Source organism: Azospirillum formosense, from assembly GCF_013340925.1.
Classification (GTDB): Bacteria; Pseudomonadota; Alphaproteobacteria; order Azospirillales; family Azospirillaceae; genus Azospirillum; species Azospirillum formosense.
Genome location: NZ_WHOR01000033.1, coordinates 21,002 through 32,932 on the forward strand (window position 1 = coordinate 21,002; position 11,931 = coordinate 32,932).

General features: G+C 68.9%; 13 protein-coding genes. 9 read left to right on the forward strand and 4 right to left on the reverse strand.

Going from position 1 to position 11,931, the window contains the following annotated elements; translation table 11 throughout:
* Nucleotides 1-195: 195 nt before the first annotated feature.
* Complete coding sequence (locus tag GBZ26_RS06990; protein ID WP_035678983.1) at nt 196-711, reverse strand: adenine phosphoribosyltransferase; 516 nt, start codon at nt 709-711, stop codon at nt 196-198.
* A gap of 199 nt (nt 712-910) precedes the next feature.
* Here GBZ26_RS06990 and GBZ26_RS06995 point away from each other — a divergent pair, with 199 nt between their 5' ends.
* The 5 genes from GBZ26_RS06995 (at nt 911) to GBZ26_RS07015 (ending at nt 5,340) form a co-directional block, all read left to right on the forward strand.
* Nucleotides 911-2,047 (forward strand): MlaE family lipid ABC transporter permease subunit, encoded by a 1,137-nt coding sequence (locus GBZ26_RS06995; RefSeq protein ID WP_035678925.1) that lies wholly within the window; start codon nt 911-913, stop codon nt 2,045-2,047.
* A gap of 6 nt (nt 2,048-2,053) precedes the next feature.
* A complete protein-coding gene (locus GBZ26_RS07000; protein ID WP_174438219.1) occupies nt 2,054-2,851 on the forward strand; it encodes an ATP-binding cassette domain-containing protein in 798 nt (265 codons plus the stop codon).
* Between the two features lie 9 nt (nt 2,852-2,860).
* Nucleotides 2,861-3,820 (forward strand): MlaD family protein, encoded by a 960-nt coding sequence (locus GBZ26_RS07005; RefSeq protein ID WP_174438220.1) that lies wholly within the window; start codon nt 2,861-2,863, stop codon nt 3,818-3,820.
* Between the two features lie 11 nt (nt 3,821-3,831).
* The gene (locus GBZ26_RS07010) at nt 3,832-4,497 is read left to right on the forward strand and encodes an ABC-type transport auxiliary lipoprotein family protein (protein ID WP_174438221.1); all 666 of its coding nucleotides are present in this window, start codon (nt 3,832-3,834) and stop codon (nt 4,495-4,497) included.
* A gap of 81 nt (nt 4,498-4,578) precedes the next feature.
* Nucleotides 4,579-5,340: a DUF6969 family protein gene (locus tag GBZ26_RS07015; protein ID WP_174438222.1), complete on the forward strand. Its 762-nt coding sequence runs from the start codon at nt 4,579-4,581 to the stop codon at nt 5,338-5,340.
* Between the two features lie 25 nt (nt 5,341-5,365).
* On the opposite strand, the gene rpoH is transcribed toward GBZ26_RS07015, so the two are convergent.
* Entirely contained in the window at nt 5,366-6,265 is a 900-nt protein-coding gene (gene rpoH / locus GBZ26_RS07020) for an RNA polymerase sigma factor RpoH (RefSeq protein ID WP_174438223.1), read from the reverse strand.
* A gap of 300 nt (nt 6,266-6,565) precedes the next feature.
* Between rpoH and GBZ26_RS07025 the strand changes: the two genes are divergently transcribed.
* The 4 genes from GBZ26_RS07025 to pseG all read left to right on the forward strand — a co-directional run bounded on the left by GBZ26_RS07025 (nt 6,566) and on the right by pseG (nt 10,795).
* Nucleotides 6,566-7,975, forward strand: a complete 1,410-nt coding sequence (locus GBZ26_RS07025) for a cytochrome ubiquinol oxidase subunit I (RefSeq protein ID WP_174438224.1) — start codon at nt 6,566-6,568, stop codon at nt 7,973-7,975.
* A gap of 5 nt (nt 7,976-7,980) precedes the next feature.
* Nucleotides 7,981-8,988: a cytochrome d ubiquinol oxidase subunit II gene (gene cydB, locus GBZ26_RS07030; RefSeq protein WP_174438225.1), complete on the forward strand. Its 1,008-nt coding sequence runs from the start codon at nt 7,981-7,983 to the stop codon at nt 8,986-8,988.
* 71 nt (nt 8,989-9,059) lie between these two features.
* Entirely contained in the window at nt 9,060-9,734 is a 675-nt protein-coding gene (locus GBZ26_RS07035; protein WP_174438226.1) for a hypothetical protein, read from the forward strand.
* 17 nt (nt 9,735-9,751) lie between these two features.
* On the forward strand, nt 9,752-10,795 hold the full coding sequence (gene pseG, locus GBZ26_RS07040; protein ID WP_174438227.1) for a UDP-2,4-diacetamido-2,4,6-trideoxy-beta-L-altropyranose hydrolase: 1,044 nt from the start codon (nt 9,752-9,754) through the stop codon (nt 10,793-10,795).
* Here the strand turns inward: pseG and GBZ26_RS07045 are convergent.
* Both GBZ26_RS07045 and GBZ26_RS07050 read right to left on the reverse strand, forming a co-directional pair.
* The gene (locus GBZ26_RS07045) at nt 10,782-11,552 is read right to left on the reverse strand and encodes an SDR family NAD(P)-dependent oxidoreductase (protein ID WP_035678945.1); all 771 of its coding nucleotides are present in this window, start codon (nt 11,550-11,552) and stop codon (nt 10,782-10,784) included. The two genes, pseG and GBZ26_RS07045, sit on opposite strands and share 14 nt — an antisense overlap.
* Before the next feature lie 11 nt (nt 11,553-11,563).
* Nucleotides 11,564-11,931 (reverse strand): 3-oxoacyl-[acyl-carrier-protein] synthase III C-terminal domain-containing protein (locus tag GBZ26_RS07050; protein WP_282184316.1); only part of this gene is annotated, 368 nt, incomplete at its 5' end.

The window sequence follows — 11,931 nt, forward strand, 5'->3', positions numbered from 1 at the left end:
TGGCCGTCGCGATGGTCCCTCTCCCGCCCCGGGAGAGGGAAGGGGCCCGCGCAACGCGCGGGAAGGGCGAGGGTGACGCCGAGAATCAGTGCCTTGATCCTTGGGCGACCCTCACCCGGCGCCTTCGGCGCCACCCTCTCCCGGGGCGGGAGAGGGTGCTTAAAGGATGGGCAGACGCCTTTCCGGAAGGCGCTTTTACGAATCGTAGCTCATCAGCGAGACGCTGGGCACGTCCAGCTTGTCGCGGCCGTTGAGGAAGGTCAGCTCGACCAGGAAGGCGGCGGCGCGGACGTCGGCGCCGACGCGGCGCAGCAGGCTGATCGCCGCGGCCATGGTGCCACCGGTCGCCAGCAGATCGTCCAGGACGACCACGCGCTGGCCGGGCTTCACGGCGTCGGCCTGAACCTCGATGGTGTCGGTGCCGTATTCCAGGTCGTAGGAGTGGGCGACCTTGTCGCCGGGCAGCTTGCCGTGCTTGCGCACCATGATGAAGCCGGTGCCGAGCGCCAGGGCCAGCGGGGCTGCGATCAGGAAGCCGCGCGATTCGATGCCCACCAGCAGCTCCGGCTTGTGCGGGCGCAGCGCCTCGGCGAGCTGGTCCACCGCTTCCTTCCACGCCTCGGCGTGAGCCAGCAGCGGGGAGATGTCGTAGAAGAGGATGCCGGGTTTCGGGAAGTCGGCGATGCCGCGGATGTGGTTCTTCAGATCGATGGAGTTCGGCATGGTGAAAAGGTTCCTGTGCAACGGCGGCGCCATACTATCGGGGCGGCCGTCCGCGTGCAAACCACCGCTGTGCGGCTGTTTTTCCCCGGCTTGAGGTTGACCATCGGGGGGGCTTGCGGCCAAGTTCCTCTCCACAAGCATGAGCATCGCCGCATGGCGGCACCGGAAGGGAAGGGCAGGACGGGGCATGGCGCGCGAAAGGGCGTGGTTGGAATCGTCGCGCGCCGGCGACGGTGAGTGGCGGCTGACGGCTCTCGGCCATTGGGATTTGCAGGCCGCCGGCTCCCTGTCGGCTACGCTCGACGGCTTCGCGCTGGATGGTGGCGGGGCGGTCAGCCTCGACCTGTCGCGGCTGGACGCCATGGACACGGTTGGGGCCTATCTGCTGTCCACCCTGTCCGACCGGCTGAAGGCGGCGGGCCACGGCGTCGATCTGTCCGCCATCCGCCCGGAGCACGCGGCCCTGTTCGAGGCCGTGCGAGAGGTCGGCCCACCGCCGGTCGAGCGGGCGCAGACGCACCGCCCCATCCTCGACATGCTGGAGCGCACCGGACGCACCGCCGTGGACGGGCTGCGCGAGGGGCGGGACCTGCTGTCCTTCCTCGGCCTCATTGCCATCACCTTCGGGCGGCTGATCGTGAATCCGCGGCGGCTGCGCTTCCGCTCGGTGATGTTCCACATCGAGCAGACCGGTCTGAACGCCCTGCCGATCCTCGGGCTGCTGTCCTTCCTGATCGGCGTGGTGCTGGCCTTCCAGGGGGCGGACCAGCTCCGCCGCTTCGGGGCGGAGCTGTTCGTGGTCAATCTGCTGGGCGTGTCGATCCTGCGCGAGATCGGCATCCTGATGACCGCCATCATCGTGGCGGGGCGCTCCGGCTCGGCCTTCACCGCGCAGATCGGCACCATGAAGGTGAACCAGGAGGTGGATGCCATCAGCACGCTGGGGCTGGACGTGGTGGAGCTTCTGGTGGTGCCGCGCGCGCTGGCCCTGATGATCACCCTGCCGCTGCTGGCCTTCTACGCCGACATCATGGGGCTGTTCGGCGGCGCGGTGATGAGCTACGCGACGCTGGACATCACCTTCGGGCAGTTCATCCGCCAGCTTCACGGCGCCGTCACGCTGCCGCATTTCCTGGTTGGACTGGTGAAGGCGCCGGTCTTCGCCCTGGTGATCGCCATGGTCGGCTGCTACGAGGGGCTGAAGGTCTCCGGCAGCGCCGAGAGCGTGGGCACGCTGACCACCAAGTCGGTGGTGGAGTCCATCTTCCTGGTGATCGTCCTGGACGCAGTGTTCTCCGTCCTGTTCTCCTTCCTCAGGCTGTGAGGGACCGTGGCGCCTTTCGACGATGACCAACGGACCGGTGCGCAGGACGCGGTGATCCGCGTGCGCGGGCTGGTCACGCGCTTCGGCCCGCAGGTGGTCCATGACGGGCTCGACCTCGACGTGCGGCGGGGCGAGGTGCTGGGCGTGGTCGGCGGCTCCGGCACCGGCAAGTCGGTTCTGCTGAAGGAAATCCTCGGCCTGATCCGCCCGGCGGACGGCCGGATCGAGCTGCTGGGACGCGACACCGCCGACCTGCCGGAGCGCGAGCGTGTGGCGCTCCAGGCGCGCACCGGCGTGCTGTTCCAGAACGGTGCGCTGTTCAGCTCGATGACCGTGGCGCAGAATGTCATGGTCCCGCTGCGCGAGCACACCAACCTCTCGGCGGCGCTGGCGGCGGAGATCGCGCGGGTCAAGATCGCCATGTCCGGCCTGCCGCCCAACGCCGGGGCGAAGTTCCCGTCGGAGCTGTCGGGCGGCATGATCAAGCGCGCCGGGCTGGCGCGCGCTCTGGCGCTCGACCCCGACATCCTGTTCCTCGACGAGCCGACGGCCGGGCTGGACCCCATCGGCGCCGCCGCCTTCGACCAGCTGATCCGCAACCTCCAGCGCAGCCTGGGGCTGACCGTCTTCATGGTCACCCACGACCTGGACAGCCTGACCTCCATCTGCGACCGCATCGCCGTGCTGGTGGACAAGAAGATTCGCGTGGGCACGCTGGAGGAGCATCTCCGCGACCCGCATCCCTGGATTCACGACTATTTCCACGGACCGCGCGGCCGCGCCGCGCGCCATGCAGAAAGCTGACCGGACGCCATGGAAACCCGCACCAGCTACATCCTCGTGGGCAGCTTCGTGTTGGCCTTGCTTGCCGGCCTGTTCGTCTTCACGGTCTGGGTCGCCAAAATCCAGTTGGAGGAGACGCGCCAGCCCTATTACATCTACTTCACCGGCTCGGTGACCGGCCTACAGGAGGGCAGCCCGGTGCGCTACCGCGGCATCCCCGTGGGCACGGCGACCGACATCCGCCTGGACCCCAACGACGTCAGCCGCGTGCGCGTGCGGATCGAGGTGCAGGAAGGCACGCCGATCAAGACCGACTCCATCGCCTCGCTGGAGGTCCAGGGCATCACCGGCGGCGCCTATGTCCAGATTTCCGGCGGAACGGAGATGAGCGAGCTTCTGCGCACCGCGCACGACGGGGGCATTCCGGTGATCCCGTCGCGCCCGTCCTCGCTGACGGTGTTCGTCGACGCCGCCCCGCAGCTTCTGAACCGCGCGCTGGACCTGACCAACCGGGTGGCGGATCTGCTGACCCCGCAGAACCAGGCGGCCATCGCCGAGATTCTGGCGAACACCCGCGACCTGACCGGCGAGTTGGCCCGCGCCAGCCAGGGGCTGGACACGACCCTCGCCCAGGCCAACCGGACGCTCCAGGGCTTCGAGACGGTCGGACCGCAGATCGGCGACACCATGGACCAGGCGCAGCGCACGCTGGCCGCGGTGGAAGGCGGGATGAAGACGGTGACCGGCGATCTGCACACGTTGGCCGGGTCGCTGAACAAGACCGCCAACCAGCTCAACGCCATGATCGGGGAGAACCGCGGGGCGATCCGCGACTTCACCGATGGCGGGCTGTATGACCTGACCTTGCTGATCTCGCAGTTGCGCGACCTGTCGGGGCAATTGTCCCGCGTCGTGACGCGGATCGAGAACGACCCGTCGAACTTCCTGTTCGGCGGAACCCGCCAGGGCGTGGAGGTGCGTGGACGATGATGAGCCGCTTGGTGACGAGCCGTTTGATGAAGGGGGTGGGGGCGGCGCTGCTGGCGGTCGGCCTGATGACCGGTTGCGCGGCGCTGAATCCCACCGCGCCCAACCTCTATACGCTGACGCCGGGAGCCGTGGCCGAGACCGGGCTGCCGCCGGTGCGCTGGCAGCTGCTGGTGGAGCCTCCGGCGGCCAGCGCCGGGATCGACACGCCGCGCATCGCGGTCACCCGTTCCGCCACCGCGCTCGACTACTTCGCAGGGGTGTCCTGGGCCGACCGGGCGCCGAACATGGTGCAGGGGCTGATCGTCCAGTCCTTCGAGGACAGCCGGCGGATCGTCTCGGTCGGGCGGGATTCGGCGGGCTTGCGCTCCGACTTCCTGTTGAAGACCGAACTGCGCGACTTCCAGGCGGAATTCAGCGACGCCAGCGCCTCGGCGCCGGACCGGGTGCGGGTGCGGCTGTCGGCCAAGCTGGTCGCCATGCCCAACCGGACCATCGAGGCGGGCGAGACCTTCGACGCCGTGGTCCCGGTGCGCGGGTCGGATTTCACCGACGTGATCACGGCCTTCAACACGGCGCTGGGTCAGGTGGAAGGCGCGCTGGTCGACTGGACCCTGCGGCGGGGCGAGGCGGTGTTCCGTGCGGACGCCGGTCGGACTGGTTCGGCGGGCTCCCGTTGAGGAAAGCGCTTGCTATGCGTACAAAGCCTCATACGTAATAGGGATCTGGGACGGGCAGGGGCTGACGGGGCAGAGCATCCGATGATGGAGCTTTCGGAGCTTTCGCGCGACGAATTGCAGGCGATGTCGGAGGCCGCGCGGGAGGTCCGGCTGTGCCAGCGCGTGCTCGCCAAGACCGGCGACACGGTGGTGGGGGAGCTGCTGCGCGGGCACGGCACGCTCTACGAATGGCGCCACTACCCGCCGGGCGACGTCTACGACGCCGAGTATCATGCGCAATATTATTACCATTGCCACCCCGAGGACGAGCGGCCCGAGGGCGAGCATGGGCATTTTCACACCTTCCTGCGCCCGCTGGGCATGCCGCCGGGCATGGAGCCGGTGCCCTTGAGGGATTACGAGAAGCCGGACAACCCCAACGACGCGCTGTCCCATCTGATGGGAATCGCCATGGATGCGGCGGGGCAGCCGGTGCGCCTGTTCACGACCAACCGCTGGGTGACGGGGGAGACGTGGTACGCGGCCGACGACGTGATCCGCATGCTCGACAGCTTCACCGTGGATCACGCCCGTCCGTCCTGGCCGGCGAACCGCTGGATCACCGCGATGATGCGGCTGTTCCGGCCACAGATCCATAGCTTGCTGCATGAGCGCGACCGGACGGTCGCCGCCTGGAGCGATCGTCATCCGAATGTCTGGGTCTATGAGGACCGGGCGTTGGAGGTCACGTCGCAGATCCTGATTTCGGTGGAGGAACAGGTCGCCGCGGTGGATCACGCGCTGCGCGGCGTGCGGCGGCGGTCCTCCGTGCTGCCGGAGCCGCCGCGCTTCGTCACGCCGTAACGCACCGTGGTTGGGCTGCCGCCGGTCAAACCGGCAGCAGCGCCTTGCCCGTGGTGACCGGAATCTGCCGGGCCTGGGCCATCACCGCCTTCTGGACCTTTTCGAAGGCGCGCACCTCGAGCTGGCGCACGCGCTCGCGCGAGACGTGGAAGTGCTGGCTCAGCTCCTCCAGGGTCAGCGGCTCGTCGCGCAGGCGGCGGGCCACCAGGATCTGCCGCTCGCGGTCGTCGAGAACGCCCAGCCCCAGCTTGAGGAACTGCTGGCGGCGCTTGCGCTCCTGCGCACCGGCCAGGATCGCCTCCTGGTCGGGGCTCTCGTCGGCCAGAAGGTCCAGCCATTCGCTGTCGCCATCCTCGGCCAGGGTGGCGTTCAGCGAGCGGTCGGTGCCCAGCCGGCGGTTCATCTCGATCACGTCGGCCTGGGAGACGTCCAGCGTCGTCGCGATGCTCTCCACCGCTTCCGGAGACAGATCGCCGCCGAAGGTGCCGTTCTCGGCGTCCTGAAGCTGCGCCTTAAGCCGGCGCAGGCTGAAGAACAGCTTCTTCTGGGCCGCCGTGGTGCCGATCTTCACCAGCGACCAGTTGTGCAGCACATATTCCTGGATCGCGGCGCGGATCCACCAGGACGCGTAGGTAGCGAAGCGGAACCCCTTGTCGGGGTCGAACTTCTGCGCCGCCTGCATGACGCCGACGTTTCCTTCGGCGATCAGGTCGGACAGCGGCAGGCCGTAGCCCTGATAGCCGCGGGCCATTTTGAAAACGAGCCGGAGGTGGCTGCCGATCAGCTTGTCGAGGGCGCGGCGGTCCTGCCGCTCCCGCCAGCGGATGGCGAGGTCGCGTTCCTGCTCGGGGGTGAGGTAGTCGTACTTGCGGGTTTCTTTTAGAAAGAGGGTGAGGGGTTCGCCAGAAACTGCCAGTTCCGTCAAAGAGCTTCTCCTGATTCCGGCATCCTCGGGAAACACCCTGCAATGGACCGATGGCCCCCGGCCCGGCTGGCCGGCGGGGCCATCGGAGCGGGGTGGGATCGGCTGTGGCCCAGGGCCGGCCGTGAATGTGTGGATGTCGGCAAGAGCTTAGAAATAAGAGGTCGCGGGCGCGGTTCAAGAGGTGGGGGGAAAGAAAGTATCCGCAACCGGAAAATGGGAACTCCCTGGAATGGGCCGCGTTGGGGGTCGGGTCGGGCCGGCTGCAATCGGCCCTGTGACCGCCAACGGAGGACCGCGGCCATGGACCTCGATCCGCTCCTTCTGTCACGAATCCAGTTCGCTTTCGTGATTTCTTTTCACATTCTTTTTCCCTCTTTTACGGTGGGGCTGGCCTGCTGGATCGCGGTTCTGGAGGCGCGGTGGCTGATCACCGGCAAGGCGCTGTACCGCAGCCTGTCGGAATTCTGGACGCGGATCTTCGCCATTTCCTTCGGCATGGGCGTGGTGTCGGGAATCGTGATGACCTACCAGTTCGGCACGAACTGGAGCCGCTGGTCCGACATCGTCGGCAACGTTCTGGGGCCGCTGATCCAGTACGAGGTGGTGACCGCCTTCTTCCTGGAGGCCGCCTTTCTCGGCATCCTGCTGTTCGGGCGGGACCGCGTGCCACGGGGCATCCATTTCCTGGCGGCCGTGCTGGTGGCGACGGGGACGGTCCTCTCCTCCTTCTGGATTCTCTCGGCGAACAGCTGGATGCACACCCCGGCGGGGGCGGAACTGCGCGACGGGCGGTTCTTCGTCACCGACTGGTGGGCGGTGGTCTTCAACCCCTCCTTCCCCTACCGGCTGGCCCACATGCTGACCGCGATGTTCCTGACCACCGGATTCGTGGTGGCGGGCATCAGCGCCTTCTACCTGCTGCGCAACCGCTTCCTGGACCACGCGCGGGTCGGGCTCAGCATGTCACTGGCGCTCATCACCGTCCTGGCGCCCTTGCAGATCTTCCTCGGCGACCTGCACGGGCTGAACACGCTGGAGCACCAGCCGGCCAAGATCGCCGCGATGGAGGGGCATTGGGAAGGCGGGGCGCGGGCGCCGCTGATCCTGTTCGCCATCCCCGACAACGAGGCGGAGACCAACCACGCGGAAATCGCCATTCCCGCCCTGTCCAGCCTGATCCTGACCCACGAGTGGGACGGGGTGGTCCCCGGTCTGAAGAACTTTCCGGTGGCGGACCGCCCCAACCCGGAGATCCTGTTCTGGACTTTCCGCATCATGGTGGCGATCGGCATGATCATGCTGACGGTGGCGCTGATTCACCTGGTGCAACGGATGCGCGGGAGGCTCTACAGCCCGAACTGGTTCCACAAGGTTCTGGTCGGCTGCATGCCGCTGGGCTTCATCGCCATCCTCGCCGGCTGGTTCACCACCGAGATCGGGCGCCAGCCCTGGGTGGTCTACGGGATGATCCGCACGGCGGACGCGGTGACTCCGGCCCTGACCGGCGGGGCGGTCCTGACCTCGCTGATCGTGTTCATGGTGGTCTACACGATCATCTACGGGGCCGGGACCTACTACCTGTTCCGCCTGCTGACCATCGGCCCGGCGCGGCTGACCGACGAGGATCTGGAGATTCCCGCGGTGGCGCAGGGCCACCAGCCGAAGCGGCCCCTGTCGGTTCCCGGCGAATCCATCGAACCCGCGGAGTGACGTCCATGGAAGGCAGCCTGCTGACCCTCGCCTGGGTCGCCATCGTCGGTTTCGCCGTCTTCATGTATGTGCTGATGGACGGCTTCGACCTCGGCATCGGCATCCTCTACCCCTTCGCCCCCAGCGAGGAGGCGCGGGACGTCATGATGAACTCGGTGGCGCCGGTCTGGGACTTCAACGAGACGTGGCTGATCCTCGGCGGGGCGGGGCTGTTCGCGGCCTTTCCCATCGCCTACGCCGTCGTCCTGCCGGCGATGTATCTGCCGCTGCTGGTGATGCTGATCGCCCTGGTCTTCCGCGGCGTGGCCTTCGAGTTCCGCTTCAAGGCGCGGAGCAGCCGCCATTTGTGGAACAAGGCCTTCTTCCTCGGCTCGCTGCTCGCCACCTTCGCGCAGGGGGTGGTTCTCGGCTCCTTCATCCAGGGGATCGAGGTGGAGGGGCGCAACTTTGCCGGGACCATGCTGGACTGGCTGACTCCCTTCAGCCTGTTCTGCGGCGTGGCCCTGATCGCCGGCTACGCGCTGCTGGGGAGCACGTGGCTGATCTGGCGGACCATCGGGATTTTGCAGGACTGGTGCTTCCGCGTGGCGCGGCGGCTGCTGATCGTGGTGCTGGTTCTGGTCGCGGCGGTCAGCCTGTGGACGCCCTTCCTGGACGCCTCCATCGCCGCGCGCTGGTTCTCGGTTCCCAACATCCTGCTGCTGTCGCCGGTGCCGCTGATGGTCGGCTTCCTCGCCTTCGGCCTGTGGCGGGCGCTGGACGAGGGGCGGGAGGCGCTGCCCTTCGCCTTCGCCATGGGGCTGTTCGCCCTGTCCTATCTGGGGCTGGCGATCAGCCTGTGGCCGGTGCTGATCCCGCCGGGAATCACCATCTGGCAGGCGGCGGCCCCGCCGGAGACGCAGGTCTTCCTGCTGATCGGCATGGCCTTCCTGATTCCAACGATCCTGGTCTACACCGCCTACAGCTACTGGGTGTTCCGCGGCAAGGTGACGGGTGCCATCGGTTACCATTGATGGCGGCGACCATTGAGAACCCGCGTGATGCTGGCGTACAACAGCCGACCCCTTTCGACGGAGACCGCGCCATGACCCCAGACACCGCCCCGGACATCAGCTTCGCCGAGGTGATGCTGCGCAAGGGCGCGGAACTGCTGCAGGACACGCCGTCGGACGACGCGGCGGAGGAGGCGGTGAACATCATGGCGCGCCGTCTCGCCATCGCCGCGACGATGGACGCCCCGCTGGTCGTCCACGCCGAGGGCGGAGGGCGGCCGGAGATGTTCGAGGAGGCGATGCGGCTGGCCGGAGTCTCCGCCGGGGAGCGCGCCGCCGCGCTGGCCGAGGCCCGGCAGGCCGAGCGCGCCGTGGTGTTCGAATTCGACGGCACCGGCCCGCTGACCGGCAACCGCGTCGTGGCCGCGGTGATTCGCCCGGAGGACCGGCTGGACCTTCTGGAGGCCTACATCGCCATCGGGCGCCTGCGTGATGGGACCGCCCAGGTGACCGTCGCCCCGGCGACCCTGCGCCTCGACGCCCGCGCGCTGGCGGAGACGCTGGCGCTGATCGGTCCGGCGGCGCAGCACAGCCTCAACGCCGCCAACGCCGCCATGGCCCACGCGGCGAACATCACCGCTTTGCCGGGGCATGAGCTGGACAGCATGCCGGGCGCCCTGGTCGCGCTCTACTGGCATGCCTTCTGCCTGTCCTCGGCCCGCACGCGGCTGCGCCCCACCGGGCCGAACGCGCCGACCCTGCATTGAAGGCCGGGAGACGGCCCGTGAGGGTGCTGTTCCGCGCCGACGCCGGGGCCTCCATCGGGGCCGGGCATGTCATGCGCTGCCTCGCCGTGGCGGAAGCGGTGCAGGAACTGGGCGGCGATGCACTGTTCGCCGCGGCGAGCCTGCCGCCGGCTTTGGACGAGCGTCTGCGCGCTGCCGGCATGGCCGTTCACCGGATCGACGCGGCCCCTGGCAGCGCCGCCGACCTCGCCGCGACGCGCGCCATCGCGGCGGAAGCCGGCACCGCGGCCATCGTGCTGGACGGTTATGGATTCTCCGAAGGCTGGCGGGCCGGGCTGGACGGGACGGGGCTGCGCATCCTGGCTTTCGACGACGCCGGGACAGGGGAGCCGATCCACGCCGGGTTGATCGTCAACGCCGCGCCGGACGCCGCGTCGCTGCCCTACCGTAAGGGCAACCCCGACGCCCGGCTGCTGCTCGGCCCAAACTATGCACCGCTGCGGCGGGAGGTGCGGGAGGCCGCGGCGGCGGCCAAGCTACCGCTTGAGGAACGCGGCGGCCTGCTGGTGACCTTCGGCGGCTCCGACCCGCTGGGGCTGACGGCTCCGGTGATCGAACGTCTCGCGCCGCGCCTGCCGCCCGGCGTCTGGCTAGATGTGGCGGTCGGCGGGGCGGTGCGCGACGTGGCCGCGGTTGATGCCGCGGCGGAGTGTTTCAAAGACAGCGTGCGGCTGCACCGCGACACGCCGCGCATGGGTCGCCTGATGGCGCAGGCCGGGCTGGCCGTTTCGGCGGCAGGCACCACGACGGGGGAACTGGCGGCCATCGGCACGCCCGCCGTCCTCGTCACCATCGCCGACAACCAGTTGGAGGCCGCCCGCCAGTCGGAGGCTCTGGGCTGGTGCGCCCTGGTGGCCGGACAGACCGAAGGTGCTCCGGAGCGGATCGCGGACGTGGCGCTGGAGCTTTGGGCCGATCCGGCGCGGCGGCGGATCATGGCGGACAAGCTGGCGGGGATCGTCGATGGCCAGGGCGCCTTGCGCATCGCGCGGGCTCTGGCGGAGGCGGTCACCCCGCGGTGAAGCCGCCGTCCACGGGCAGCACCGTCCCGGTCACCCAGCGCCCGCTGTCGGCCAGCAGATAGGCCACGGCGTCGGCCACGTCCTGCGGCGCGCCGTAGCCCAACGGGTGGGCGGCGGCGAGCGCGGCGTTCTGCTCCGCCGGCAGCATGGCGAACTGCTTCTCCGCCTTGGCGCCCAGCACCACCGCCGGGGCCACCACATTGACGCGGATTCGCTTGTCGGCCAGTTCCAGCGCCAGCGATTGCGCCACCGAGACCAGCGCCGCCTTGCTCGCGGCGTAGAGCGAGCGGCCCTTTTGGCCCTTCAGCCCGGCGACCGAGCCGACATAGACGATCGACCCGCCGCCCGGCGCGACGACGCCCTTCTGGTGGAAGCCGCGCGCCAGCATCAGCGACGCTCCGACGTTCAGCGTGAAATAGCGGTCGAACTGCGCCCGGTTGACCTGGCGCAGAACGGAATAGCCCTGCTCCGACGCGGAATGGACCAGCCCGGCAAAGGGGCCGCCGGCCTCCGCCAGCCCCTTCATCCAGCCGGGAATGGCGTCGAGGTCGGTCAGGTCGAAGGGGGCGACGCCGTGCCGCTCCGGCCCGTCCAGCAGGGCGCGGGTGGCCTCCAGCGCATCGGCGCGGCGGCCGACCAGCGTGAGGGCGGCCCCCAGCCCGGCCAGCGTCCGGCAGATCTCACGCCCGATGTCGCTGTCGGCGGAGGCCCCGGTCACCAGCAGGCGCCGTCCCGTGAGGTCGAGCGGGTTGCGCATGGTCCGGCGGCTCAGGGCGTCAGCAGGGGGAAGTCGTCGGGAATCTCCTGCACCTCCGGCGCGGGGATCGGCCCGACGTCGGCGACCACGGCGCCCCAGGACCAGCCGACGCCGAAGCCGGCCAGCAGCATCTTGCGCGTGCCGGTGGACAGCGCCTCGCCCAGCCGGTGGCTGACCGCCAGCGGGATGGAGGCGGAGCTGGTGTTGCCGAAGTCGTGCATGTCCACGAGGAATTTTTCCGGCGGAAACTTGGTCTTCTTGCGCAGATGCTCCAGCATGAAGGCGTTGGCCTGGTGCATCACGCAGAGGTCGATGTCCTCCACCCCCACCCCGGCGAACTCCAGAGTCTCGCGGATCAGCGGCGGCACGGCGCGCAGCG